Origin of the sequence: Maribacter litopenaei (assembly GCF_025244665.1) — a bacterium.
GTDB lineage: Bacteria > Bacteroidota > Bacteroidia > Flavobacteriales > Flavobacteriaceae > Maribacter > Maribacter litopenaei.
This window is the reverse complement of sequence record NZ_CP104205.1, coordinates 3,567,795-3,594,277: the sequence shown is the minus strand read 5'-3', so window position 1 is coordinate 3,594,277 and position 26,483 is coordinate 3,567,795. Positions and strand designations below refer to the sequence as shown.

General features: G+C 44.0%; 18 protein-coding genes and 7 pseudogenes. 16 read left to right on the top strand and 9 right to left on the bottom strand.

Annotated features, from left to right (window positions below):
• Positions 1–106: 106 nt before the first annotated feature.
• A complete protein-coding gene (locus NYZ99_RS19420) occupies positions 107–1,582 on the bottom strand; it encodes an arylsulfatase (protein WP_260572733.1) in 1,476 nt (491 codons plus the stop codon).
• 331 nt (positions 1,583–1,913) lie between these two features.
• Between NYZ99_RS19420 and NYZ99_RS19415 the strand changes: the two genes are divergently transcribed.
• Complete coding sequence (locus NYZ99_RS19415) at positions 1,914–2,534, top strand: TVP38/TMEM64 family protein (RefSeq protein WP_260572732.1); 621 nt, start codon at positions 1,914–1,916, stop codon at positions 2,532–2,534.
• A gap of 31 nt (positions 2,535–2,565) precedes the next feature.
• Here the strand turns inward: NYZ99_RS19415 and NYZ99_RS19410 are convergent, their stop codons facing one another.
• From NYZ99_RS19410 to NYZ99_RS23110, 5 genes and pseudogenes are all read right to left on the bottom strand, one after another.
• Entirely contained in the window at positions 2,566–2,772 is a 207-nt protein-coding gene (locus NYZ99_RS19410) for a YgaP family membrane protein (protein WP_260572731.1), read from the bottom strand.
• Positions 2,773–2,973: 201 nt separating this feature from the next.
• Positions 2,974–3,267: a hypothetical protein gene (locus NYZ99_RS19405; protein WP_338039156.1), complete on the bottom strand. Its 294-nt coding sequence runs from the start codon at positions 3,265–3,267 to the stop codon at positions 2,974–2,976.
• 12 nt (positions 3,268–3,279) lie between these two features.
• Positions 3,280–6,502, bottom strand: a pseudogene (locus NYZ99_RS19400) (efflux RND transporter permease subunit).
• A 104-nt stretch (positions 6,503–6,606) separates the two neighbouring features.
• Positions 6,607–7,689 carry an efflux RND transporter periplasmic adaptor subunit gene (locus NYZ99_RS19395; RefSeq protein WP_260572730.1) on the bottom strand — a complete coding sequence of 361 codons (1,083 nt, stop codon included), beginning with the start codon at positions 7,687–7,689 and terminating at the stop codon, positions 6,607–6,609.
• A gap of 42 nt (positions 7,690–7,731) precedes the next feature.
• Positions 7,732–9,034: pseudogene (locus tag NYZ99_RS23110) on the bottom strand (TolC family protein).
• A gap of 190 nt (positions 9,035–9,224) precedes the next feature.
• Between NYZ99_RS23110 and NYZ99_RS19385 the strand changes: the two are divergent.
• The 4 genes from NYZ99_RS19385 to NYZ99_RS19370 all read left to right on the top strand — a co-directional run bounded on the left by NYZ99_RS19385 (position 9,225) and on the right by NYZ99_RS19370 (position 11,480).
• Positions 9,225–9,977: a formylglycine-generating enzyme family protein gene (locus tag NYZ99_RS19385; RefSeq protein ID WP_260572729.1), complete on the top strand. Its 753-nt coding sequence runs from the start codon at positions 9,225–9,227 to the stop codon at positions 9,975–9,977.
• 14 nt (positions 9,978–9,991) lie between these two features.
• On the top strand, positions 9,992–10,147 hold the full coding sequence (locus NYZ99_RS19380) for a hypothetical protein (protein ID WP_260572728.1): 156 nt from the start codon (positions 9,992–9,994) through the stop codon (positions 10,145–10,147).
• A gap of 20 nt (positions 10,148–10,167) precedes the next feature.
• A complete protein-coding gene (locus NYZ99_RS19375) occupies positions 10,168–11,022 on the top strand; it encodes a Gfo/Idh/MocA family protein (RefSeq protein WP_260572727.1) in 855 nt (284 codons plus the stop codon).
• A gap of 212 nt (positions 11,023–11,234) precedes the next feature.
• Positions 11,235–11,480: a hypothetical protein gene (locus tag NYZ99_RS19370; protein WP_260572726.1), complete on the top strand. Its 246-nt coding sequence runs from the start codon at positions 11,235–11,237 to the stop codon at positions 11,478–11,480.
• A gap of 72 nt (positions 11,481–11,552) precedes the next feature.
• On the opposite strand, the gene NYZ99_RS19365 is transcribed toward NYZ99_RS19370, so the two are convergent.
• Complete coding sequence (locus NYZ99_RS19365; protein WP_260572725.1) at positions 11,553–12,176, bottom strand: DUF2202 domain-containing protein; 624 nt, start codon at positions 12,174–12,176, stop codon at positions 11,553–11,555.
• 267 nt (positions 12,177–12,443) lie between these two features.
• On the opposite strand from NYZ99_RS19365, the gene NYZ99_RS19360 reads away from it, so the two are divergent.
• Both NYZ99_RS19360 and NYZ99_RS19355 read left to right on the top strand, forming a co-directional pair.
• On the top strand, positions 12,444–15,059 hold the full coding sequence (locus NYZ99_RS19360; protein WP_260572724.1) for a M14 family metallopeptidase: 2,616 nt from the start codon (positions 12,444–12,446) through the stop codon (positions 15,057–15,059).
• 206 nt (positions 15,060–15,265) lie between these two features.
• The gene (locus NYZ99_RS19355; protein WP_260572723.1) at positions 15,266–15,829 is read left to right on the top strand and encodes a hypothetical protein; all 564 of its coding nucleotides are present in this window, start codon (positions 15,266–15,268) and stop codon (positions 15,827–15,829) included.
• Between the two features lie 135 nt (positions 15,830–15,964).
• Here the strand turns inward: NYZ99_RS19355 and NYZ99_RS19350 are convergent, their stop codons facing one another.
• Entirely contained in the window at positions 15,965–16,573 is a 609-nt protein-coding gene (locus NYZ99_RS19350; RefSeq protein WP_338039153.1) for a TSUP family transporter, read from the bottom strand.
• Positions 16,574–16,664: 91 nt separating this feature from the next.
• Between NYZ99_RS19350 and NYZ99_RS19345 the strand changes: the two are divergent.
• Both NYZ99_RS19345 and NYZ99_RS19340 read left to right on the top strand, forming a co-directional pair.
• A pseudogene (locus NYZ99_RS19345) lies at positions 16,665–18,477 on the top strand (sodium:solute symporter family protein).
• Between the two features lie 11 nt (positions 18,478–18,488).
• Positions 18,489–19,574, top strand: a complete 1,086-nt coding sequence (locus NYZ99_RS19340) for an acyltransferase family protein (protein WP_260572722.1) — start codon at positions 18,489–18,491, stop codon at positions 19,572–19,574.
• 145 nt (positions 19,575–19,719) lie between these two features.
• On the opposite strand, the gene NYZ99_RS19335 is transcribed toward NYZ99_RS19340, so the two are convergent.
• Entirely contained in the window at positions 19,720–20,307 is a 588-nt protein-coding gene (locus NYZ99_RS19335) for a riboflavin synthase (RefSeq protein ID WP_260572721.1), read from the bottom strand.
• A gap of 58 nt (positions 20,308–20,365) precedes the next feature.
• On the opposite strand from NYZ99_RS19335, the pseudogene pdxA reads away from it, so the two are divergent.
• From pdxA to NYZ99_RS19300, 7 genes and pseudogenes are all read left to right on the top strand, one after another.
• A pseudogene (gene pdxA, locus NYZ99_RS19330) lies at positions 20,366–21,419 on the top strand (4-hydroxythreonine-4-phosphate dehydrogenase PdxA).
• A gap of 119 nt (positions 21,420–21,538) precedes the next feature.
• Positions 21,539–22,069 carry a YceD family protein gene (locus tag NYZ99_RS19325; RefSeq protein WP_260572720.1) on the top strand — a complete coding sequence of 177 codons (531 nt, stop codon included), beginning with the start codon at positions 21,539–21,541 and terminating at the stop codon, positions 22,067–22,069.
• An 8-nt stretch (positions 22,070–22,077) separates the two neighbouring features.
• Positions 22,078–22,275, top strand: coding sequence for a 50S ribosomal protein L32 (rpmF, locus tag NYZ99_RS19320; RefSeq protein ID WP_260572719.1), 198 nt, complete (start codon positions 22,078–22,080; stop codon positions 22,273–22,275).
• 239 nt (positions 22,276–22,514) lie between these two features.
• Positions 22,515–23,508: pseudogene (locus NYZ99_RS19315) on the top strand (beta-ketoacyl-ACP synthase III).
• A gap of 31 nt (positions 23,509–23,539) precedes the next feature.
• Positions 23,540–24,036, top strand: a pseudogene (gene accB, locus NYZ99_RS19310) (acetyl-CoA carboxylase biotin carboxyl carrier protein).
• Between the two features lie 73 nt (positions 24,037–24,109).
• Positions 24,110–25,469: pseudogene (gene accC, locus NYZ99_RS19305) on the top strand (acetyl-CoA carboxylase biotin carboxylase subunit).
• Positions 25,470–26,077: 608 nt separating this feature from the next.
• A complete protein-coding gene (locus tag NYZ99_RS19300; RefSeq protein ID WP_260572718.1) occupies positions 26,078–26,431 on the top strand; it encodes a hypothetical protein in 354 nt (117 codons plus the stop codon).
• The last annotated feature ends 52 nt before the right edge of the window (positions 26,432–26,483 follow it).

Below are 26,483 nucleotides of genomic sequence, written 5' to 3'. Positions count from 1 at the left end.
AGGTCGAATTACTGGATTTATAAAATCATTAACAATGATTTTAGGGTATGTTCTATCTATTTCAGGATAAAAGCCATAAAATCTAGAGTTCTACTCCATGTTACGTTTAGGAACCCAACAATCCCGATTCTATTAGAGGAATCCGAAACCGTTCCGTTTCCGCATTGGTATGTTCCCTAGCAAAAATGGCCGCTGCCTTTTCCAATATATCGGGGTGCTGGGTGGCGACATTTTCGGTTTCGGCAGGGTCTGTTTGTAGATTAAACAGTTCTAAAGTAGGAGATTCATCATCCTTTAAATGTTGGCGAACGACCTTCCAATCGCCCATCCGAATGGCGACCTGCCCTCCATATTCAGGGAATTCCCAAAAAAGAAAATCGTGATCTTGTTGTCCTTTTTCCTGCAATAAGGTGGGCAAAAAGCTGATACCATCCGTGTCCGATGGTTTTTCAAAACCAATTAAGGCGGATAGTGTGGCCATCACATCATATTGAGCCGATACATGGTCGGTTCGCGTACCAGGTTGTATATGACCAGGCCAACTGGCAATCATAGGCACTCGGATACCCCCTTCATACACAAAACCTTTTCCCTTTCCGCGTTCCTCACCAAAAGGACCTGAGCTATTGAAGAAAGTGCCATCGGTTCCCCCGGTGAAGGTGACCCCATTATCGGAACTAAAAATAATGAGTGTATTATCGTAGAGACCTTCTTTCTTAAGGTGGTCGATAAGTTTGCCCACATTCTCATCGAGATAGGAAATCATGGCCGCGTAGCCTGCACGTGGATTTTGATGCGGATAATATCCTTTATCGCCCAAATAGGGTTCTTCCGATCCAAACTTTTCCTTGTAGTAGTCCACCCAGCGTTGCGGGGCCTGAATAGGGTTATGGGGAATGGGGGTGGCCCAATAAAAAAAGAAAGGGTCATTTTTCTTTTCAGAAATGAATTGTGTCATCTGTTCGAACATCAAATCCGGAGTATACTCGGTAAGATTATAAGGCGCATAACTTTCAGGATTGTTTGGGTCTGTTCCTTCAGGGAATTTGGTGGATGGGGGTACAGTATCGTTCTGAAGATGCACCCTATTTTCATTGTGATAGAGATGAAGGGGATAATACGTATGTGCCTGTCGTTGGCAATTATAGCCAAAGAAAAAGTCGAACCCCATTTTTGTGGGAATGGACTCCGTATGCGGGGCTCCCAAGCCCCATTTGCCTACCATTCCTGTAGCATAGCCTTGTTCCCTCAGTTTTTGGGGCAGTAACACTGTGTTGGACGGTATGGGCCGCTGCCCTTCCAATGTAGAATCTTCGGCCATAGCTCGATAGTCCCATACATCGCCACGTACGCCCCATTCATCATTGCCTCTTATGTAAGCATGCCCTGAATGCTTACCGGTCAACAGCATGTAACGGGCCGGGGCACAAACGGGTGCACTGGTATAATGTTGTGTGAAAAGCATACCGCTTTGAGCAAGGGCGTCGATGTTAGGTGTCTCTATCTTTTCCTGTCCATAAACCCCTAATTCTCCGTACCCTAAATCATCGGCAAGAATGTAAATGATGTTTGGTTTGGTCACAGGTACCGACTTTTCCTGTGGTTCTTTACAGGAGATACTAAAAATTAGTAGCGCGGTTAAGGGATAAAATGCGACAAGTCTTCTCGGAATAGTTCATTATTGACTAGTAATGTTGGTTTCGAGTTTAATTTATTGATTTTAGAGTCTATATGAAACATTTTAATCCCTTATATTTTTTGGATATAAAAAAGCCTTTCATCATTTCAGCATAAAATTATAGGTAAAAAATGTCTAAAAACACCTCCTCGAAAAATAGTAAGAGTAGACTACCGCTATACCTTTCCATGACGCTAGTGGTCGGATTGATCATATCGTATTTCATATTCCCGAAGTGGCCTCTTTTTTTAATAATGCCTGGGATGTTTTGACAAGCGATGACGAAGCTCAGATAAAGGAATGGGTTTCCGGTTTTGGTTGGATGGGCCCCATGGTGTTGGTCCTAGCCATGATTGCACAGATGTTCCTACTCATTATACCCTCTGTTCTATTAATGGTGGTGGCTATATTGGCCTATGGACCTTTTTGGGGAAGCGTCATTGTTTTTGTAGCGGTATTTGCCGCATCTTCTGTGGGGTATGTTATTGGGGATTATTTTGGGGATTCCATCGTAAAGAAAATCATTGGGGGAAAGTCTGAAAAGAAAGTAGAGGACTTTTTGGACGATTATGGCTTTTGGGCGGTTATCGTAACCCGTCTCAACCCTTTTTTGTCCAATGATGCCATTAGTTTTGTGGGCGGATTGCTGCAAATGGGCTATTGGAAGTTCATTGGAGCCACTTTAGTAGGGATAGCCCCCTTGACCCTTTTTATTGCCTATTTTGGCAAAAGCACGGACGGACTCAAAACAGGCTTGTTGTGGGGTTCCTTAGCCAGTCTATTGGCATTTGGTCTTTATGTGTGGTGGGACAAGAAAATCCGGAACAAGGGTGGCTCGCCAAACAATTTTGAATAGACATCCAAACCACCCCTATCATTTCACTACACTATGCTTCGCATCCTTTATCGGCATCCTTTACCCCTAGTTTTCGCAGGATATCTTCCATCAAGCACCATTTGGTAAAGGAGGATTGCAACAAGTTGGCTCCAACGAAAACGGTAAACCATAACCAGTTGATGTTTACATAGAGGGCCAATAGTACGCTAATGATGATAAAAGTACCGGCAATGGCACGAATATATCTGTTGATCATAATAATTGTATTTAGGGTTAAACCCGGATTATGCTTTAGAAAAGCTGTTACAGCTAAAAATCGCTTCAAAATAAAAGGCTATGCTGTATTTTCAATTTCACCATAGCGGTGCTATGCCAAAATTTCCAAACCACTTTATTTTATTGCGCTTTTTACCTTCACAACGCTCTCCTAATGCCTATTCCAGGTTAAATAGATTTTTCAATGGGAATGCACAACCGCTTTGATAGGGTTATTGGTTTCCATCTTGCTGTTAAATTCCTTAATGAGGCCGAAAAGCTGGTCGATATTTTCATCCTCCGTAAAGGAGAAGAAGAGACTGGACTCCACCCCGCCTTTTTCGCTGGGGAACCAACTAGCGGCGCGTACCATGGGCGCAACATTTTTATAGCCATCGATATCGGAGCCGCTATAGCTATCGATATGTGCTTTTTTAAACATTTGAAGGATTTCGGTATCGAACTCCTCCACAACGGTGACGATTAATAGCTTCATCTTTATCAAGTTTTATTCTAGTTCAGTTTCCGAAGGCTGCTCCGGGTGATTTTTTCTTTCGATCATATAATACACCAAGGGGACCACCAGTAATGTTAATACGGTAGAGACAATGGTTCCTCCCATGAGGGAGATGGCCAGGCCTTGGAAAATAGGGTCAAAAAGGATGACAAATGCCCCGATAACCACGGTTCCTGCTGTTAATAGGATGGGCGTAGTACGTACGGCCCCAGCTTCAATGGCCGCCTGTTTTAAGGACACTCCCTCGGCCAATCGCAGGTTTATAAAGTCAATCAACAAGACCGAGTTCCGCACCATGATACCTGCCAAAGCAATCATTCCAATAAAAGAAGTCGCGGTAAAGAAGGCACCCATTAACCAATGCCCTAGAATAATCCCGATCAAGGATAAGGGTATCGCTACCATCATGACCACGGGCGCTTTAAAGTTCGGAACCATCCCACGATCAAAATATAGATAAGGATAATCGCCCCCATAAAGGCAATGCCCAAATCGCGAAATACTTCCAAAGTAATTTGCCACTCACCGTCCCATTTTACGGTAAAATCATCTTCATATTCAGGCTGTCCCAAGTACATCTCGTTCATTTCATAGCCTTGTGGTAGCGGTATTTCTTTTAACTTCTCTTCCATGCCCAAAATAGCATAGGCTGGACTCTCCAACTCGCCGGCCATATCCGCCATTACATACACCACGCGTTTCCGGTTCTTTCGGTAGATACTCTTTGCGCTGGTGACGGGCTGTATATCGACCAAATCCGAAATGGGGATCATATTCCCTTGTTGGGACTTTACCTTCAATTGGGCAATGTCCGTGATGGTGGATTTCTCCTTTTCATCCAAGGCCAATACCAATCCCACCTGTTGAACAGCGTTCTCATCGTACAGATTGGCGATAGGTCTATTGCTCAATGCCATATGCATTGTATAGGCTATCTGTTGTGGGGCCACCCCGTACAACATAGCTTTTTCCCGATCTATGACAAACTGATATTCCGTCTCATTCGCTTCTACCATCCAATCGATATCTACCACATCTTGGGTGTTTTTCAAGATATCCTGAACATTATCCGCAATTTGCATCCGGGTATCATAGTCCGGACCATATACCTCCGCAACAATAGTTGAAAGTACTGGGAGTCCTGGTGGTACCTCAACCACTTTTACATTGGCATCGTATTTTGAGGCGATGCGTTGTATTTCAGGCCTGAGTAATTTTGCAATATCATGACTTTGGGCACTTCGCTCGCCTTTGTCGATAAGGTTTACTTGAATATCTGCCATATTACTACCGCCACGAAGATCATAGTGCCGCACCAAACCGTTGAAGGTAATGGGTGCGGAGGTACCTACATAATTTTGATAGTTGACCACTTCCGGCCTTGTGGCCAGGTATTGGGAAATTTCCTGGGCTACGACTCCGGTACGTTCCAAGGTAGTACCTTCTGGCATATCGATGACCACCTGAAATTCGTTTTTGTTGTCAAAGGGCAACATTTTTACCGCTACCGATTTTGTAAAGAACAGCAACATAGAACCAATGAGCAAGAAGAAGGTCAAACCAAGGAACATCCAACGTTTTCCCTTGTGCTCGATCAAGGGGCGCTCAAACTTGTCATAGAATTTATAGATTAAGGTATCCTCCAACGGTTTTTCCACTTTTTCCACTGGTTTCCTTTTTGTCCTTTTCCCGCAGGAAAATATATCCCAAATACGGGGTGATGGTCAAGGCCACAAAGAGAGACAAGATCATGGCGATGGATGCGCCAATGGGCATTGGGGCCATATAAGGGCCCATCAATCCGGATACGAAGGCCATGGGCAATACCGAGGCAATTACGGTGAACGTCGCCAAAATGGTAGGGTTACCAACTTCATTAATGGCATATAGGGCGGCCTGTTTAAACGGTAGGCGTTTCATCTTAAAATGTCGGTGCATATTCTCCGCAATGATAATGGAGTCGTCCACCACGATACCTGTTACGAATACCAAGGCGAACAGGGTGATTCTATTTAAGGTATAATCCAGCATGTAGTAGCTCAACAAGGTCAAGGCGAACGTAATGGGTACCGAAAGGAATACCACCAAGCCACCGCGCCATCCCATGGCCAACATTACTACAAAGGTTACCGCAATGATGAATCCGATGAGGTGCAAGAGTAGTTCAGACACCTTATGGGAGGCCGTCTCACCGTAGTTTCGGGTGATTTCCACATGCACATCATCGGGAATAAGTTTGGTCCTTAAATGGTGCACCTTATCCACTATCACTTCCGCAATTTTCATAGCATCCGCTCCTTTCCTTTTGGCTATGGATAAGGTCACGGCAGGATATTCAGATGGATATTCCAAAGCTTTTTCACTGGCCTGGCCAAAGCCCGGACTCACGTAATTTTGGGGTATCTCGGGATCATCAATGATTTCTGCCACCTGTTTTAGGTAGACCGGTCTATTTTGTTGTACCCCCACGACCAGATTTTCCACATCGGTTACGGATTCCAAAAACTTCCCGGCGCTCACTAAAAATTCGGTATCGTTTCGGTCAAAACTACCCGAATTCAGTTGGGCGTTGTTGCCCTTTATCATTTCGGAAACACTTAGGAAATCCAGTCCACTGGCAGCCAATTTGTCCTTGTCCAGAACCACGCGTAATTGTCGGTTTTGCCCACCGATTTTATGGGTCACCGCCACATCGTTCACTTTTTTGATTTCCGCTTCCAGTTCCTGTGCCATCTGCCCTAATTGATAGCCGCTATAGTTTTCGCTCCAAAGGGTCAATCCCAACATGGGAACATCGTCTATGGCACGGGTCTTTACCAAGGGAAAGGTCACCCCCTGTGGCATCTCAGTTCATGTGCTTGTTGATCTCATTGTACAGTTTTACGAAAGAGCGCTCAATATCTTCGCCCACATAGAACTGCACGATGACCATTCCCTGTTCCTTCATGGATGTGGAATACACATATTCCACCCCCTTAATGTTACTGATGAGTTGCTCCAAGGGTTTTATGACCCTCGATTCCACTTCGGTTGGGCTCGCCCCAGGGTATCCCACAAAAATATCGGCCATGGGCACATCGATCTGTGGTTCTTCCTCCCGTGGTATCAAAAATGAGCTATAGACCCCAATGACCATGAATACGATCATCAGGAGCACCGTTAACTTACTACCTATAAATAGTTTGGCAATCTTGCCAGCTAAACCTTCCTTCATTTTATTTTTTATTATTGGGGCGTTCGGGCGGGCTTTCCGTTTTTACGCCTCCCTGCCAAGGCAGGTGCGGGGTAACCACTGCAATCCCTAACGCGTTTCCTTTTTTATTGTATCGCCAATGTTGCTCCGTTGTACAGTTTTCCTTCCGCGGAAACAATGTATTTTTCATCCTGGGTAAGCCCGGATAACACCTCTACCCGGTCACCAAAAGTGCGCCCCAATCGCAACCATCGCAAGAGGGCTGTATTACCTTCACTTACGGTATACACACCGGTGAGACTTCCGTTCGTCACCAAGGCATCCGTGGGTATCATAATCGCGGCATTGTTCGTTTTTTTCGTTACGGGGAACTGCACGGTGGCATACATTCCAGAAAGGATGGGAATGTCCGTTTTTTCCAAGAGCACCTTTACCAAATACTGACCTCCCGTGTTTTTAGAGGAGGAACTTACCTCGGTCACTTTACCCTTTATATTTTGCTCCAAGGATTTAATAAGGACGTTTACCGGGGTATTATCCTTAATTTCAGTGATTTCGGATTCCGGAACCATGGCCAACACTTGGTAGGTTCCCGGGGCCTCTACTTCCAAAAGGGGCATTCCGGGGTTTGCCATATCCCCGGCATTGATAAATTTATTGGTGACCACGCCGCCAAAGGGAGCGCGAATGTTCGCATAGCCCATTTGGGCATTGACCTCGTTCTTCATTTGTTTGGCCGACTCCAATCGGGCCTTGGCCATAGTGTAATGGGCCGTAATGTCATCTAACTCTTTTTGGGAGGCGCTGTTCTCCTTAAAAAGGGCCGTAAATCGGTTATAATCCTTTTCGGCATTGGTATAAGAGGCGGTTGCCTCGGCGATACCGGCATTCACTTGGGCCAACTTGGCGGATACATCTGCATTGTTCACGCTCAATAGGAGCTGCCCATTTGATACTTTTTCACCAACCTGTACGTATATCTTGTCCACATACCCCATCATGCGGGTACTGATGTTCGCACTCTTGGCAGCTTCTACCTTGCCGCTTACGGTAAGGAAAGGGTCATTGCTGTTTTGTGTTACGGTACTTGTGGTAACCGAAATGGCAGGACCTTTGGTTGCCGCAGTTGTTTTTTGGTCGTTTCCGCAACCGGCCAATATGGTGAGGGCCGCCAAAGCCATTACTGATATATAAAGTTTATTTTTCATGTTTCTTGTTGTAATTGGTCTTACATTAACCTGTATTGATTATTAAATTTTTGTCAGGAACTGTACATATGCCAAGGCATAGTTGTGTTCAAAAATGGTCATATAGTACTCCAGTGTTTTTTGGGAATATTGGGTTTCGGCCATTAACAGGTCGGTCGTTTTTTCCAAGCCCTGTTCAAATCTGTTCGTACGGATCCGCAGGGATTCTTGGGACTGTTCCAAGGCCAATTTGGTAAGCCTTAACTTATTCTCGGCGTTCTCCAAATTTCGTTTTGCCCTGTTCAGTTCCAGCGCACTTTCAGATTTGTATTGCTCCAATTGTAGTTTGGCCTTGTCGTATTCGGCCTTGCTTTTCTGTGATTTCCCAAAACGTTTGCTTCCCTCAAAAAGATTCCATTTAAGTTCTGCCCCGAACAAATATCCATCGGCGTCCCCCTGAAAGACTTCATCGTCATGCATTTCGTAGGTACCAAAAGCATTCAATCCGGGGAGAAAGGACATTTGATCCGCTTTGTACATTTGTTTGTAGGCCTCCGTAGCCGAATCCATGGCCAAAATATCCTTTCGGTTTTCAGAAAGCGATACCGCATCGATGTCCGAATAGGATACGGAGAGCGATTCCGTCGGCATCAGAACCGTGGTACCCGTCTCGTTCATGAGAACCGATATATAGTTACTGGCATTGAGGACATTGCTCCGGGCATATTGCAATTGGTTGTCTATTTCCGTGACCCGTACCTGAACGGCCAATACGTCCGACTTTTGTAGGTATCCCTGGGCAAAGCTGTTTTCTGCAATACGCTGGTTTTTCCAAAGCGGTTTCCTTCGCTTTTTCCAGCACGTCCACCGTTTTATAGGCAAGTTGTAATTGCATATAGGCTTTTTCAACTTCAAGAGCCATGTAATCGCCAGTGCGTTCCGATTGTAGTTCGGTTGCCGTCCACTTCGCCTTGGCAGCCTTTCGTTGAAACATACCGTCCAGGTTGATCAAGGGCTGTTGTACTTCTACCCTAGTGGCATAATCCTCTATTTGCCTGGGGTCGTTCAATAGGGTGGGATCGAAGTCCGCTGCCGTAAGGATCTGCTGGTTCAATTTGGAACCAAAGGCCATCAGGGGATTTGTAGTGGCGATTCCCGTATGGGAAACGCTTATGTTCGGCAATAAAACTGCATTGGTCTGCAAGTAATCACCTTTGGCCGCCAGGGCCTCCTGCATGGCTATTTTAAGGGTGTTATTGCCCTCTTTTACTCTTGTCATCACTTCTTCCTTCGTAATGGGCGTGGTATTTTGACCCATCCCAAAATAGCAGGAGAAAAGAATAATATATCCTAATAAATACTTCATTGTTGTAATATATTTTGGACAAAATTAGATTGGGGAAACAAGCTGTGCAGTAACATTTGTTACCGAACTGATATGGCAGGTAAATGTATGCCGATTGTTGGTTTTATAAATCGGGGTATTTCTATGGTTATCAAGAATTAGTATGATTTCATATATTTACTAGGTACCAACTTCGGAAGGAACTTCAAATATGAAAATTACTACCCTTATAATGGTCATGATACTATGGGTGTCTTTGGACCAAGAGCCAAAAGCCTATACACAGAAGCTGCCTGGAAGCGACTTGGAAATTGAAATGGTAGCGATACCCTCTGGTTCGTTCCAAATGGGAAGTACCAATCCGGAATACAAAAATGCGTATCCGCAAAGGAAGGTTCCTGTCGATGGTTTTTGGATGTCCTCAAAGGAGGTTACCTGGGAGCTTTATCGCGAGTTCTTAAAACGGGAATTGGATATAGATGCCATTAAGAACGAAAATATTGAAATCGATGCCGTAACCGGAGCCACAATTCCTTATGTGGATATGGGATTGGGTATGGGTTCCGAAGGTTCCTTGCCAGTGGCAAATGTAACCGTGCTAGGCGCATCACAGTTCTGTAAATGGCTTACTGCATTGACCGGGGTATATTACCGATTGCCTACAGAGGCCGAATGGGAATATGCCGCAAGGGCCGGAAGTGCTGGAACCTATTTTTTTGAGAATGACGGAAATCTAGAGGAGTACGCATGGTTCGATGAAAATAGTGGGGAGAGCTACCACGAAGTAGGACAAAAGAAACCCAACCCTTGGGGCCTATATGATATATATGGCAACGTGGCAGAATGGACCTTGACCAATATGTTGAGGATGCCTATACAAGGGATCAGGTATTTCATCCTATTACAAAGCCGTATCCTACTGTCGTTAGAGGAGGGTCTTTTAAGAATACTGCCAAAGAAGTAGGTTCAACGGTACGTATGGGGTCCGATTTGGTTTGGAAGGTACGGGATCCCCAGTTTCCCCAAAGCAAATGGTGGAATACGGATGCCGCATTTGTAGGGTTTAGAATCGTCCGACCGGTGAATACCCCCGAAATACAGGAAGACAATACTTTTTGGATAGCAATAGATTAACAACACATAAAATTAAACATATGAAAAATACACGCAGGGATTTTGTAAAGAAGGGTACCATGGCTTCGGCAGGATTGGTATTCACCCCTTCACTCGAATCTAAGGGAATGTTCAACATTTTCAATGAAAAGAAATTAAAAGTAGCCTTGGTAGGTTGTGGAGGAAGGGGCTCAGGTGCAGCAAACCAGGCCCTACAGGCAGATGAAAATATCGAATTGGTGGCCATGGCCGATGCTTTTGAGGACAGGCTCACCGATAGTTATAACAACCTTTATGAGAAATATAAGGATACGGGAAAAATCAAGGTAAAGGATAAAAATAGGTTTGTAGGTTTTGACGCCTATAAAAAGGCGATTGACCTTGCGGACGTTGTTATTTTGGCAACAACGCCGGGATTTAGGCCAGCCCACTTCGCCTATGCCATAGAAAATGGGAAGCATGTATTTATGGAAAAACCGGTGGCCACTGATGTTCCCGGTATTCAAAAAGTATTAAAGTATGCCCGGGAAGCAAAGGATAAGAACCTGAAGGTAGTGGTAGGGCTACAGCGCAGGTATCAGGAAAACTATTTGGCCGCATTGGAGGAGATTAAAAAAGGCGCCGTTGGTAAATTGGTAGGCGGACAGGTGTATTGGAACAGTGCCGGGGTTTGGGTACGGCCAAGAAAACCGGAATATACGGAGCTGGAATATCAAATGCGGAACTGGTACTATTTTAACTGGCTCTGTGGGGATCATATTTTGGAGCAGCACATTCACAATATTGACGTGGCCAACTGGTTTTTGGATGAATTTCCTGTTTCGGCACAGGGTATGGGAGGAAGACAGGTACGTACGGGCACGACCATGGGGAAATCTTTGACCACCACTTCGTAGAATTCACTTATCCTAGTGGTGCCGTCATTTCCAGTCAGTGCAGGCATCAGCCCGGCACTTACAATAGGGTAGCGGAACAATTTCAGGGCACCAAGGGCTTTGTAAGCACCAACGATGCCGCTGCGGCCTTTTTATATGATCTGGAAGGAAATGAAATAGGGAAGTTTGAAAACTCATCCGGGCATAATCCCTATCAGGAAGAGCATAATAGATTGTTCAAGGCGATTCGCGAAAATACCGATCTTAATAATGCCGAATACGGAGCAAAAAGCACCTTAACGGCTATTATGGGGCGTATGGCTACCTATAGCGGAGAGGTTATCAAGTGGGAGGATGCCATGCAATCCACGCTCCAACTGGTTCCCGATGATATGACCTGGGATACCCCACCACCAGTAATGCCAAAAGCGGATGGATTCTACGAAATCCCGACACCTGGTAAAACAAAAGTTTTGTAGACTATATATAGTTCATTCTAGAATAGAAGGAACAGGTGTAGTGACCACTACACCTGTTCCTTTATGCTGGCCTTACCATCCACAGCGTTCGTTGGTGGCGGAAATAATTTCGAAATACGTATCTAAATCTAGGTATTGTGGGGTATAAGAAGACCCCATGATTTCCAGGGCATTGGTAAAACTTCTTAAGTGATTTCTAGAGCCACACCGAAGGTTTTCAAAAACGGATATGAGGGCGGCATTTGAAGTAAGCTTTATGTAGTCTCCCAAATCAACGATATCCAAATCTTCTATAGTAGCTCCTACTACCATTGCCTCGACCACATTTTGACTTCCACTGGTAATAAATGCATCGTACAACGACTGAATGTCCGCATTGATAAAATCTCCGTTGGCTAGGATGGTATAGTCAATTTCATAGGTGTCCAACAATTGGGTAACCGCATCCATGTGGGATTGTTCACTTTGCTTAATATTTAAGAACTGATTGTTGTTCCATAATTCCCCGAGATAGATATAGGTGTCACGAGCCAATTTTTCCTCTTCCAACATGAACAGGAGGGCCTCTCTATCATCTTCGGTTAAAGTTGTTTGACCAATAGGGGTCAAATCTTGGGCATCATCGTTTTTGTCACAGGAAAAAACGGTTCCCATGACCAATAGTCTAATGAAGGTTCTTTCTAGTAAAGTTTTCATAGCGCTATATTTTAGGAATAACTATACGCCAATTTCAAAAGAATACCTTGTCCCTACAGCTACTTAAGTTACATAGTTAGTACCTATTGTGTAATGGAAAATCTTCTGTATGTACCCTCTATGGAAACCCCTAAATTCATAAAAAAGCCAAGGTGGAATTATGAACTTACAAAAAGAGACCGAACAAGTACGAATCCTTGGCGTTCCCGTTTTATTTCTTGCCTAGGAATGCTTAAATTCCTGATTCAAAATCAAACTAATTCAAAAATGACTTCAAAAACAACAGGATACAAGGTCAAGCTCATGACCGTTGTATTGTTATTGTCGTGTCTTTTCCAAGCCATGGCACAGAATGTTCCCTCCCCCAAAGATGTTTACGGTTTTCGTGTCGGGGATGATTATAAGCTGGCAGATTACGCCCAAATAGAGGATTATTTAGGAAAATTGTCGAATGCCTCCAATAGGGTGAAAATGCAGGAGATCGGCACCACGATCCTAGGTAGAAAGATGTACATCCTATTCATTTCCAGCGAAGAGAACTTGGCATCACTGGATAAATGGAAAGATATTAGCACCAAGTTGGCCGGAGTACGTGTCTCCGATCAAGAGGCCATGCAATTGTCCCAAGAAGGAAAGGCCGTTGTTTGGGTAGATGGAGGTATGCACTCCACGGAATTGGCCCATGGACAAATGACCTCGGAATTAGCATATACCCTCGCAACTTCAGAAACTACTGAAATGAAAAAGATCAGGGATAATGTCATTACCATATTAATGCCCGTAATGAACCCCGATGGTTTGGATATTGTGGTGGATTGGTATAGAAAGAACATGGGCACCGCCTATGAAACTTCCGGACCCCCTATTCTATATCATTATTATATGGGGCATGACAATAATAGGGATTGGTTTATGAACACCATGCCGGAGACCTATAATGTTACCAAAATCATCTATAATGAATGGTACCCACAAATTGTTTACAACCATCATCAATCTTCCCCTTCCTGGACTAAGATTTCACTTCCGCCCTACGCGGACCCCGTGAATCCAAAAATTCACCCTGCGGTAACGGCAGGTGTCAGCGAAGTGGGTTCTGCCATGACCAAGCGCTTTAGTTTGGAGAATATGCCAGGAGCCATTGCAGATAATTTTTACACCATGTTTTGGAACGGTGGTGGGCGTACGGTTCCCTACTACCATAATATGATCGGTATTTTGACGGAAACAGGGCATACCACACCTACACCAAGATTTTACGACCCGGAAAAATTGCCGAAAACGGTAGCCGGGGGTACTCCTACAGACGGTACGGACATTATGTACCCCGACCCTTGGAAAGGTGGTGAGTCCCACTTTAGGGACGCTGTAGACTATATGTTAACGGCTACTTGGGCCACTTTGGACCTTGCTGCGGATAGAAAAAGTAATTATCTATACAACATATATAAGATGGGAGCTTCGGCCATAGAAAAGGCCAAAACCGAGGGCCCCTTTGCCTATGTCATAGGAACAGATCAATGGGACGATTTTGAGGCGGTCAATCTAGTGAACGTACTACTGAAAGGAGGTATTGAAATTGATAAGGCCACCAAGAATTTCACCATCGGAGATAAAAAATATGAAAAGGGGTCTTTCATTATTTATGGCGGACAGGCCTTCAGGCCCTATTTATTGGATCTGATGGAAAAACAGAACTATCCTACCCGTTTTCAGTATCCTGGTGGGCCACCGGATACACCATACGACTTGGCAGGTTGGACGTTACCCATGCAGATGGGTGTGACCGTGGATAAAATAAAGGATTCTTTTGATGTTGCAACGGAAAAAGTGACCAATACCGCAGCCTATAGTGAGGGAGAAGTGGATGGAAAAGGTGCTTTTGGATATGCCCTAAGCGCAAACAGCAATGCTTCCGTGTTGGCTACCAACAAAATTCTAAAAGGAGGTGGAATCGCCTACAAAACAACGGAAGAGTTAAAATTGGGCAAAGTAAGCTTGCCAGCAGGATCATATATTGTTTCGGGGGGCAGTGAGTCGGTAGAAACTTTGGCAAAGGAATATGGACTTGAATTCATTGGAGTATCCGACAAACCTGAAATAGGATTGACAAAAATCCACCTTCCTAAAGTCGGACTCTACAAATCCTGGGTGGCTAATATGGACGAAGGTTGGACCCGATTTGTCATGGATGAATACGAATTTGAAATGGACACCTTGCATGATGCGGACATTAAGACCGTGGATTTGTCCCAATACGATGCCCTTATTATCCCTTCACAAAGGCCCAGATCTATTTTGCACGGGCATTCCAACTTGGACATGCCGGAAAAGTTTACTGGAGGTATCGGACTTGAAGGTACGTTGGCACTTAGCAACTATGTGAAGAATGGTGGGACCTTATTGGCTTTTGATGAGGCCAGCAACTATGTAATCGAGCAATTTGGATTGCCGCTTAGGGATGCGACCGATGGAGCGGACAGCAAGGAATTCTTCATTCCTGGGTCATTAATAAAAACAGGCATAGACACGAAGAATCCATTGGCTTTTGGAATGCAGGATTCCGTATCGGTTTCTTTTAATAGGAGTCGGGCCTTCACCATTGACAAACAGAGCAAAAAGGGAGAAGGTGGCGATGAGGATATTGCAGATGCCCCAGCTCCTAATGTGGAAATCATTGCCAGTTACGCGCCTAAAAATTTGCTGATGAGCGGTTGGGCCATGGGTGAAGAAAAGTACATCGCCAAGAAACCGGCCATGGTAAAAGTCAACTATGGAGAAGGGGATGTAATCTTATTCGCATTTAGGCCTCAGTTTAGGGCACAACCAAGAGGGACTTACAAATTGATTTTTAACGCGCTTTATGAGGGTGCGTCCGAATAGGAGTATTAATTAACCAAAACATATAGGACTTCTCAACGAGGGATGTCGGCAAGTTATCGAATGGGCCTGTCTGTAAGTGACAGGCCTACTTGTTTTTAAAATGGGGGTAATCTGCGTTTAATCCTTATTTGTTCTCTTTTTATCAAAAAAAGGAAAGTCATTTAGGATATCGGTTAGAAATTGCACGCTCTTTTAGTCCCTAAATCATGAAAAAAAGCACAATTGTAGTATCGACCCTAACAATTACATTTCTATTATTAGCTTCAAAAACGGTTGCACAATGCGAAGTACTAAAAAGCGAAATTAAAGAAGTAAAAGAGTTCATGACCAATATCAATCAGTTAACCGATTCCCTAAGTGCCCCGGCAGAGTTGGCCGGATATGAAGCCAGTTTTAAAAAGGCCAAGCTAAACGCATTGGAAGTGGAGCATTTTTTGGGTAAGGCATTGGACCAAGCTTTCGAGGCGGTAAGCCTAGCCGAAGAATCGCAATATAATTCGGGGCTTTGCGGATTAAAGGAAGTCATTAGCAATAGTATTGAAGCAGAGAGTTATTCCATCGATGCCCGTGATTTGGCGGAACAGGCGTATAGTAATGCCAAAAAAGCCGTAAAGGCGAACAATTTGGGAAATTTACAGTACCATATTAGAATAGCGCATCGTTTGGCCGGAGAACTTAGGGAAGCCTCCTATTCGGCCGCCTATCATGCAGAAATGGCACACTATAATTGCGTACATGGTCCGGAGCATGGACTAGGCAGTGATAAATAATAGGATTATCCGACCATAATCAAAAGTGCCCCAAGAGCGGTCAGGACCAATATCATTTTGCGAAAGAATTCCTCATTGATCAGCTTAATGATGCGAATACCTACAAAGAAACCCAAGAAAATTCCTGGCAATAATTTAACATTCAAGATCAGGGATTCCCAAGTAATGGTCTTCCGAGATAAAGAAGTGAAAGGGTAATTTTAAAACGTTTACGATCAGGAATAGCCAAGCTGCGGTTCCAATAAAATGGTTCTTAGGAAGACGCATGGCCAAAAAGTAAATATTGGAAAAGGCGCCCGCCAAATTTCCTACCATTGTGGTTATTCCTGCCAAGGTACCGATTGTACCGGAAAAGATCCAATGCGTGGGAACGGTCTTCACCTTTTTTCTATCCCACCAATACATCATGAATACAGTGATGATAATGATAATTGCCATACCTATTCTAAAGAGGCTTTCTGGAAGGTCCTTCCCAATAAAAACACCAATGACAAGTCCAAACACCATCCATGGAAGCACCTTAAAAACATAGCTCCATTGGGTATGACGGTTGTAATAGATAACCGCAAAAATATCTGCCAAAATAAGCAGGGGAACGACCATCCCAGTAGATTCCTTTGCTCCGAAGGCTAAGGCCATAAAGGTGACATTAATAACCGCTATTCCCTTAATTCCTGCTTTGGACATACCAATAACAAAAGCGGCAAGCGTGGCCAAAATCCAGGATGTTAAAGAAATTTCCATGGTGTAAAGGTAAATGCCGAACGGTTTACAGGGCAAATCACAAAAGTATCTTAATTTATTTTATCTTTAGTAGCTAACTAACAACCAAACTATGGAATTAAGCACCCTCGACTACAGTTTTATAGTGGTCTTCTTCTCAATTGTCTTAGGTATAGGAATTTACGTTTCTAAAAAATCAGGAAAGGACTCTTCGGAATTTTTCCTTTCAGGACGAACCATGCCTTGGTGGCTACTGGGTCTGTCTATGGTAGCCACGACGTTTTCAACCGATACACCAAATTTGGTGACGGACATCGTTAGGTCTACCGGTGTCTCTCGGGAACTGGGTCCGGTGGTGTTTTTTGATTACCGGTATGTTGACCGTATTTGTGTACGCCAAGCTGTGGCGTAAATCCAATGTGAATACGGATTTGGAATTTTATGAAATGCGCTATGGTGGTAAACCCGCCAGTTTTTTACGAAAGTTCAGGGCCATCTATCTAGGAGCGTTGTTCAATATTATCACTATGGCATCCGTAACCTTGGCGGCCATCAAGATAGGTGGTATCATGCTTGGGCTGGAACCTTGGGAAACCGTTGTGGGAGCGGGCTTGATTACGGTAATTTTTAGTGCCCTCGGTGGATTTAAGGGAGTAGTATATACAGACTTTCTTCTGTTTTTTGTAGCCATGTCAGGGGCCATAGGAGCTGCTTTTTACCTAGTGAACATTCCCGAAGTGGGGGGTGTTGCAGCCCTTATGGAAAACGAAAATGTGAGGGACAAATTGAACATACTTCCGGATTTTGACAATACGCAAGTCTTGATAACCCTCTTTATCATACCTGTTGCAGTACAATGGTGGAGTTCCTGGTATCCCGGAGCAGAACCTGGCGGCGGTGGATATATTGCACAGAGAATGTTGGCGGCCAAGGATGAAAATCATGCTATTGGGGCCACTTTCTTTTTTAATATCATGCATTATGCCTTACGCCCGTGGCCTTGGATTTTGGTAGCCCTGGCCTCTTTGGTGGTTTATCCTGATATTGCTAGCATTGCCGAGGCATTTCCTAACATGGACGAAAGTAAATTGGGCCATGACTTGGCCTATTCCGCTATGTTGACCAAATTGCCCAGTGGTCTTTTAGGTGTGGTATTGGCCTCTTTGATTGCGGCCTACATGAGTACCATTTCTACTCAGCTGAATTGGGGTTCCTCCTATATCGTTTTTGACTTTTACAAACGTCAGATCAATCCGGATGCAACGGAAAAACAAATGGTGGCCGTTGGTAGAATCTCCACGGTGGTTTTGATGGTGGTAAGCGCCCTTTTTGCCTTGACGCTTCAAAATGCCTTTGAGGTATTTGATTTGTTGATTCAGTTTGGGGCGGGTACCGGGCTTGTTTTTATCCTTAGATGGTTTTGGTGGCGTATCAACGCTTGGAGCGAGATCACTGCGATGTTCGCATCGGGAATTTTGGTCATTTTGTTGGCCAAAACTAGTTTGGGCACGATGCTGTTCGCTCCGGAGACCGGTATTTTCCCGGAGTGGGCCAATTATCCTTTTATCGTAGTGGTTACTACGGCTATTTGGCTCTTGGTTACCTTGATGACTCCACCGGAATCTGATGAGACCCTACGATCATTCTATAAGAAAATACAACCGGGCGGACCTGGATGGAAGAAGGTAGTCGCCAAATCCGAGGCTGAAAACGAGCAAATCGTCAAGGCGGGTGAAAAATGGAGCGTGCCCCAGGGTATTACGGCCATGTTATTGGGTATTACCTTAATCTATTCCATCATGTTCGCTACGGGCTATTGGATTTATGGAAGAACCACCAGTGCGCTTATTTTATCGGTAATAGCTTTGGTGACCGGTTTCCTGTTAATCAAGGCATGGGGAAGAATGAAGGATAACATTCTATAAAGTAGATCAAAATGAAAAATAGAATTCTTTCCGTTGACATTTTTAGAGGAGCTACCATATTATTAATGGTACTGGTAAATACTCCTGGAACCTGGACCAACGTATTTGCTCCATTTAGACATGCCGAATGGCATGGATATACGCCAACCGATTTGGTATTTCCATTCTTCTTGTTCATTGTGGGGACTAGTATTGTTTTTTCCTATCGGAATAAGGAAGTCAACTCGGCCACGTATAAAAAAATAGTCATTAGGACTTTAAAACTGATTGGGTTAGGTCTTTTCTTGGGGGCCTTTATCATTAAGTTTCCCTTTTTCAAGGCATGGGAAGACATTCGATTTCCGGGAGTGTTACAACGTATTGGGGTCGTCTTCTTTTTTGCATCTATCCTGTTCATCAACTTTAAGTGGAAAACCTTAGTGGGAATTACTATAACCCTATTGGTAGGCTACTGGTTATTAATGACTTTAGTGCCTGTAGATGGGGTTGCCTCTACCTTGGAAAGGGCCCCCAACAATTTTGCCAATTGGTTGGACGTTCAGGTATTTGGGTCGCATAACTACAAACCGGATTATGATCCTGAAGGGCTATTGAGCACCATTCCTTCTATTGCCAGTTCCTTATTAGGGATTTTTACGGGGTTGATATTGGTTTCCAAACAGGAAAAGAAGGCTACGATATTAATGGGTATCGGAGGGAGCCTTTTGATCATAGGACATCTGTGGGACTTGGTATTTCCTATAAACAAGGCTTTATGGATCAGTAGTTTTGTTTTGGTTACCGCTGGTTGGGCCAATTTGATTTTGGCCTTGATCTATTATTTGACCGATGTAAAACAAATCAAGTTTGGTAGCATTTTTAGGTATGCCGGGGCCAACGCCATTATCATTTATTTTCTGTCCAGCTTTATTGCCAAGCTAATGGGACAGATTCAAGTGGGTGACACTTCCCTGCATGGATGGTTGTTTCAGAAAATCTATGTTCACAATGCCATTTCCATGGAAATGTCTTCGTTGCTATATGGGCTTACCGTACTGGCTTTTTATGCCTTTTTGGGATATATCCTATATCAACGAAAGATTTTTATTAAGGTGTAAAGGGTGACTAATTTGACACCCCTAAAGTCCCCTCAAGGGGACAATAATTAAATTATTAAAAAGTATTGATACAAATTCCCCCCTTGAGGGGGGCGAGGGGGGGTTACATTTATGAAACCGAAAAGTGGTAAGTAACCATCAACCTTTACCTCATTCCCATCAACTTGGCCACATATTTGCCAATCACATCAAACTCTAGGTTTACCTTAGTACCTACTTTATAGGTGTTGAATCTGGTGTGTTCGTAGGTGTAGGGTATAATGGCAACATCAAAGGTGTTTTTTCCTGAATTTACCACCGTCAGGCTCGTACCATCAATGGTAATGGAACCCTTTTCAATGGTAGGATTTCCGGTAGCGACATCATATTCAAAAGAGAAAACCCAACTGCCGTTTTCCTCTTTAATGTTGGTGCAAACACCTGTTTGATCCACATGTCCCTGAACAATATGCCCATCCAACCGGGCTCCCATGATCATGGCACGTTCCAAATTGAGCGTATCGCCCACTTTCAATTCGCCCAAGTTGGTTTTTTTCAAGGTCTCGGCTATGGCGGTGACCGTATAGTCGTTACCCGAAATCCCTACCACGGTTAAACAGACCCCGTTATGGGCCACACTTTGATCTATTTGAAGTTCCGAAGTAATGCCGTAAGAGACCGTGATATCCAAGTTGCTCCCTTTGGATTCCAATTGGGCAACGATCCCTAATGTTTCAATGATTCCGGTAAACATGTGTCGTTTTATTTAAGTAATTTTGAAGCCTAAATTCGCATACAAAGATACAGATATAATGGAGGAAAAAGGGAACATAAAGTTGGGTATATCCATCGGTGATTTAAACGGGATCGGGTGTGAGGTGGTCTTAAAGACTTTTGAGGATACCCGTATGTTCGATTTTTGTACCCCGGTCATTTTTGCCTCCAACAAGACCATTTCGGGGCAGCAAAAAGCTTTGGGCATTTCCATTCCCTTCAATGGGATTCATGAGGCTTCCAAGGCGGTTGATGGAAAGATGAACATTGTAAATGTTTGGAAACAGGTACCCGAAATCAAGTTCGGGGAAGCGACCAAGGAAGCGGGCGGTTTCGCCTTGCAATCCCTAAAAGCCGCTGTGGCCGCTTTAAAAAAGGGCGATATCGATGTCTTGGTGACGGCGCCCATCAACAAGAACAACATACAGGCCGAGGATTTTAAGTTCCCGGGACACACTGATTTTCCTGGCACAGGAACTGGAAGGGGAAAGTCTGATGTTTATGGTCACGGACGACCTAAAAGTAGGTCTGTTGACGGACCATGTAGCGGTAAAGGATGTGGCTTCGGCCATCATACCCAGATTGATACGCGACAAAGTGAATACGATAGAGAAATCCTTGAAAATGGATTTTGCCATCCGTAAACCAAAAATCGCGCTTTTGGGAATCAACCCCCATAGCGGTGATAATGGGGTGATCGGAAAGGAAGACGATGAGGTACTGAAACCGGTCATCAAGGAAATGGCGAATAATGGCCATTTGGTCTTTAGTCCCTATTCCGCGGATAGCTTTTTTGGTTCGGACAATTATAAAAATTTCGATGCCGTATTGGCGGCCTATCACGATCAAGGCCTTATACCCTTTAAGACCCTTTCTTTTGGGCGGGGGGTCAATTTTACAGCCGGCCTGAACAAGGTGCGAACGTCCCCGGATCACGGTACCGCCTATGAGATTGCTGGCAAGGGCCAAGCGGACCATAGTTCCTTTAAGGAAGCGGTGTTCATGGCCATCAAGATATTCAGGAACAGAACGGAATATTTGGAGCTTACGGAAAACGTTTTAAAGAAGCAGCGGGTCAAGCGGGAACGTTAGTTTTTTGCCCCAAAAAAGTTATAAAGATAAATAGTTGATAACTATTGTCCGTTATCAAAATAATAGTATCTTTGCACCCGCCTTTTAAGGTAAGGATTTAATATTAAGAGTTGTACGTGATGAAGCAAAAGGAGTATACTATTCCTTTTTCAGGGTTGAAACAAGGAAAGCACGACTTTAAGTATGAAATCGACAACAAGTTCTTTGAATCTTTTGGTTACGACGAATTTAATGAAGTAGCTGTTGACCTAACGGTCGTGCTGAACAAGACAAGTACCATGTTGGAACTTGATTTTGAAGCGACGGGGACGGTGAACGTTGATTGCGATCTTACTAGTGAGCCTTACGATCAGTCGATTGAGGGCAGCATGGAGCTAGTGGTAAAGTTTGGGGAGGAATATGACGATGACGACGATGAAATTCTCATTTTGCCCCATGGCGAGCATCAGATCAACGTAGCGCAGTACATCTATGAAATGATTATCTTGGCAGTGCCCCAAAAAAGGGTACATCCGGGTATCGCGGACGGCACATTAAAATCGGAAGCCTTGGAAAGACTCCAGGAACTTCAGCCAAAGGACAAGAAAAAAGATAACAACGAAAGTGATCCCCGTTGGGACGAATTAAAAAAACTATTAACGGATAAATAAGGTTACAAATGGCACATCCTAAAAGAAAAACATCCAAAACTAGGAGAGACAAGAGAAGAACACATTACAAAGCGGTTGCACCTACATTGGCTACAGATTCTACAACTGGAGAGATGCATTTGTACCACAGAGCCCACTGGCACGAAGGTAAATTGTATTACAGAGGTCAGATTTTGATGGACAAAACCGAGGAAGCCGAGGCATAATGCGTTTTTAAGAAATTAAGGAATAACTCCCACTTCGTTAGAAGCGGGAGTTTTTTTTAGCCAAAACTCTACCAAAGGGTATGGGTATCGGATAATACAGTATTTTGGATTTGATTCGATATAAGACCATGATTTTTTTCAAAAACAGGTTGTTTTGCCACAAAAAGTCGATGAAAATCACTAATTTTCACAACTTTTGACGTGTTTTTGAAAGTTTTTCACACGAAAGCAATTAAAATATGACCAAAATTACAGCAGCCATAACCGCTGTGGGAGGCTATGTTCCCCAATTTGTCCTCACCAATAAAATGTTGGAAGAAATGGTAGAAACCAATGACGAATGGATCACTACCGAGAACCGGAATAAAGGAACGACGAATATTAAAAAAGGAGGAAGGTGAAGGTTCTTCCTATCTCGGCCATCCAAGCGGCCAAGAAAATCCTTGAAAAGAAAAACTTGGACCCTGCGGAAATAGATTTGGTCATCGTGGCTACCGCCACTCCGGACAGCATGGTCGCCTCTACGGCAGCCTTTGTAGCTTCGGAAATAGGTGCTAAAAACGCATTTGCCTACGATCTTTTGGCGGCATGCTCCAGCTTTTTGTTCGGGATGTCCACTGCGGCCAGCTATATTGAATCGGGTAAATACAAAAAGGTATTGTTGATCGGGGCGGATAAGATGTCCTCCATCATAGATTATACCGATCGTACCACCTGTATCATCTTTGGGGATGGTGCCGGTGCCGTGTTGTTCGAACCCAATGAGGAAGGATTGGGCCTAAAGGACGAATACCTAAGGGCCGATGGTTCGGGACGACAGTTCCTGGGTATGGAAGGGGGAGGGTCCTGATGCCCGCAACGGAACAGACCGTAAAGGATAGAAAACATTTTATATTTCAGGACGGGAAGACCGTATTCAAGTTTGCGGTCTCCAATATGGCAGATGTAGCGGAACGCATCATGAAACGGAACAATCTTACGGATACCGATGTTTCGTGGCTGGTACCGCACCAGGCCAATAAACGTATCATCGATGCCACGGCCAACCGCATGGGGTTGGACCAATCCAAGGTATTGATGAATATCCAACGGTACGGGAACACCACTTCGGCTACGTTGCCCTTGCTGTTAAGCGATTACGAGGACAAATTAAAAAAAGGAGATAATTTAGTTTTTGCCGCCTTTGGAGGTGGATTTACTTGGGGATTCATTTATTTGAAGTGGGCCTATTAATTGGAAGACCAACTAACATTTTTTTACAACTATGGATATTAAAGAAATTCAAAGCCTAATTAAGTTCGTAGCTAAATCGGAGCTAGTGAAGTAAAATTGGAGACGGATGACATCAAGATTACCATCCGTACCGGTAGCCCAGGTAGTGGCGAAACTACATTTGTACAATCCATTCCTATGGCCCAAGCGCCCGTAGCACCTGCGGCTGCACCACAAGCACAGGCAGAGACACCTGCTGCTCCTGCGGCCCCTGCCAAGGAAGCGGAAAAGAAAGAGGACGATTCCAAATACATCACGATCAAATCGCCTATCATTGGAACCTTCTACAGAAAACCATCTCCGGACAAACCCGCTTTTGTTGAGGTAGGGGATAAGATCGGTGCCGGTGACGTACTTTGTGTCATCGAGGCCATGAAGTTGTTCAACGACATAGAGTCTGAAGTATCAGGTACCATTGTGAAGGTATTGGTAGACGATTCTTCACCTGTGGAGTTCGACCAGCCATTGTTCTTGGTAGACCCAGCATAAATCGGTATTTGACCGGTACATTGGGTACTTCCCCAATGGATATGATGTAAGACGTTCACTAAAAGATCAAGACATGTTTAAAAAAATACTGATTGCAAATAGGGGAGAAATTGCGCTGCGCGTTATCCGTACCTGTAAGGAAATGGGTATAAAAACGGTAGCGGTGTACAGTAAGGCCGATGAGGAAAGCCTTCATGTGCGTTTTGCGGATGAGGCCGTATGTATAGGACCTGCACCCAGTAGCGAATCTTATTTAAAAATACCCAATATTATTGCGGCGGCCGAAATCACCAATGCGGACGCCATTCATCCAGGCTACGGTTTCCTTTCGGAAAACTCCAAGTTCTCCAAAATATGTGCGGAGCACGATATCAAGTTCATTGGGGCGTCCGCGGAGCAGATAGACCGTATGGGCGATAAGGCTACGGCCAAGGCGACCATGAAGGCGGCTGGTGTACCCTGTGTACCCGGATCGGACGGATTGTTAAAGGATTTGGCCGATGCCAAGAAGACGGCCAAGAAAATGGGCTATCCCGTCATGATCAAGGCCACTGCCGGAGGTGGTGGTAAGGGAATGCGTGCCGTTTGGAGCGAGGATGAGATGGAGGCACACTTTGAAAGTGCGGTAAAAGAGGCCACGGCAGCCTTCGGAAACGGAGGGATGTATATGGAAAAGCTGATCGAGGAGCCCGGACATATTGAGATCCAGGTAGTGGGCGACCAATATGGTAAGGCCTGTCACCTATCCGAGCGTGATTGTTCCGTACAGCGTCGCCATCAAAAATTAACGGAGGAAACACCTTCCCCGTTTATGACGGACAAACTCCGTGACGAAATGGGAAAAGCGGCCGTAAAAGCGGCGGAATATATAAAGTACGAAGGAGCCGGTACGGTAGAGTTTTTGGTGGACAAACACCGTAAGTTCTACTTTATGGAGATGAACACCCGTATACAGGTGGAGCACCCCATTACGGAGCAGGTGATTGATTACGATTTGATCCGTGAGCAGATTTTGGTAGCGGCCGGGGTACCTATCTCCCGGTAAAAATTATATACCAAAACTACATTCCATTGAGTGTAGGATCAACGCGGAGGACCCATATAACAACTTTAGACCATCACCGGGCAAGATTACCACCTTGCACACCCCGGGAGGCCATGGGGTTCGTATGGATACCCATGTATATAGTGGCTATAGCATACCGCCCAACTATGATTCTATGATCGCCAAATTGATTACCACGGCACAGACGCGGGAAGAAGCGATCAATAAGATGAAAAGGGCCTTGGACGAGTTTGTGATCGAGGGGATAAAGACCACGATACCCTTTCATAGGCAGTTGATGAATCACCCGCATTATTTGGCGGGGAACTATACTACCGCCTTTATGAACGATTTTAAGATGGACCCCCACCTGAAAATTAAAAAGTAAAACTCCAACAGCGATGTTGGAGTTTTTTTATTTATGGGGTCACTGAGCGGCCTGCCCTGAGTAGCTTGTCCCGAGCGCGCACCCTGAGCGTAGCCGAAGGGAGTCGAAATGTCAAAATCCAAAATGCAACAACCATAATAGATTTATGTCAAATGACAATCAAAAACCCACGAACCATAAACCTGTAATCCTTTTCCTAAAAAGGATTTAATTATCTTAGGTGTATAGTGGGTATATAATTATTGATTATATATAATTGTTGGCAAACATTATGACCTAGATGGGAATTACACTACAAACAGAACAAATAGAACATTTATTGGAAAAATACTTTGCGGAGTATAAGGAATATCATATTTACGCAATAATTGGACTTATAATTATTATTCGGGATTTCAAATTGCACAAACGGTAATAGTTTCTAAAAAATTAGAACGTTTCAAAAATCAGCTTAAAAAGAGTGAAATCAAATTTTCTAAATTCAACAATTTACAGATTGATGCTTTGAAAACTATTTATGATAAAATGGTCAACTTGCATTATAAAAATTATGCTCTCTTTAACCCTGAATCATTCTCTCACGATGGATTAAAAACTCGAATTACTGAATGGAGAGCGGAATACCTAAAACTAATGGACGTTTTTCATCGAGAAAAGCTACTGCTTCCTGCGACCTGAAAAGTAAAATTAAGGAGTTTGAGACTAATTTTAATTCAATTTCATTACGCTTAAATGAGGAAACGCAAAATCTAAATGACATAGAAGAAAGTTTTGGTACATCTGATGTTCAACACATTTACAAATTACCTGAAAATGAAGTTGATGAAATTGAACAAAGAGTTGGGAAATTAAATGAAATGCCTGAAATAATTAATTCCCACAATTTAATATCTCGGATTGAGGAAAAGTGTGGAAATATACTTCGAAAGCCTGACGAAATAACGTTTGCCAACAAAGCCTAAATGTAATGCGGGCTTTAGGGCTAATTCTAAAGGTCTGTGTATATTTATGATG

Excerpts from the sequence above, each read along its gene's own strand:
- NYZ99_RS19410 (WP_260572731.1), bottom strand. The coding sequence starts at position 2,772 with ATGATCAACAGATATATTCGTGCCATTGCCGGTACTTTTATCATCATT.
- NYZ99_RS19405 (WP_338039156.1), bottom strand. The coding sequence starts at position 3,267 with ATGAAGCTATTAATCGTCACCGTTGTGGAGGAGTTCGATACCGAAATC.
- NYZ99_RS19395 (WP_260572730.1), bottom strand. The coding sequence starts at position 7,689 with ATGAAAAATAAACTTTATATATCAGTAATGGCTTTGGCGGCCCTCACC.
- NYZ99_RS19385 (WP_260572729.1), top strand. The coding sequence starts at position 9,225 with ATGAAAATTACTACCCTTATAATGGTCATGATACTATGGGTGTCTTTG.
- NYZ99_RS19380 (WP_260572728.1), top strand. The coding sequence starts at position 9,992 with ATGGGGTCCGATTTGGTTTGGAAGGTACGGGATCCCCAGTTTCCCCAA.
- NYZ99_RS19375 (WP_260572727.1), top strand. The coding sequence starts at position 10,168 with ATGAAAAATACACGCAGGGATTTTGTAAAGAAGGGTACCATGGCTTCG.
- NYZ99_RS19365 (WP_260572725.1), bottom strand. The coding sequence starts at position 12,176 with ATGAAAACTTTACTAGAAAGAACCTTCATTAGACTATTGGTCATGGGA.
- NYZ99_RS19360 (WP_260572724.1), top strand. The coding sequence starts at position 12,444 with ATGACTTCAAAAACAACAGGATACAAGGTCAAGCTCATGACCGTTGTA.
- NYZ99_RS19355 (WP_260572723.1), top strand. The coding sequence starts at position 15,266 with ATGAAAAAAAGCACAATTGTAGTATCGACCCTAACAATTACATTTCTA.
- NYZ99_RS19350 (WP_338039153.1), bottom strand. The coding sequence starts at position 16,573 with ATGGAAATTTCTTTAACATCCTGGATTTTGGCCACGCTTGCCGCTTTT.
- NYZ99_RS19340 (WP_260572722.1), top strand. The coding sequence starts at position 18,489 with ATGAAAAATAGAATTCTTTCCGTTGACATTTTTAGAGGAGCTACCATA.
- NYZ99_RS19335 (WP_260572721.1), bottom strand. The coding sequence starts at position 20,307 with ATGTTTACCGGAATCATTGAAACATTAGGGATCGTTGCCCAATTGGAA.
- NYZ99_RS19325 (WP_260572720.1), top strand. The coding sequence starts at position 21,539 with ATGAAGCAAAAGGAGTATACTATTCCTTTTTCAGGGTTGAAACAAGGA.
- rpmF (WP_260572719.1), top strand. The coding sequence starts at position 22,078 with ATGGCACATCCTAAAAGAAAAACATCCAAAACTAGGAGAGACAAGAGA.
- NYZ99_RS19300 (WP_260572718.1), top strand. The coding sequence starts at position 26,078 with ATGGAGAGCGGAATACCTAAAACTAATGGACGTTTTTCATCGAGAAAA.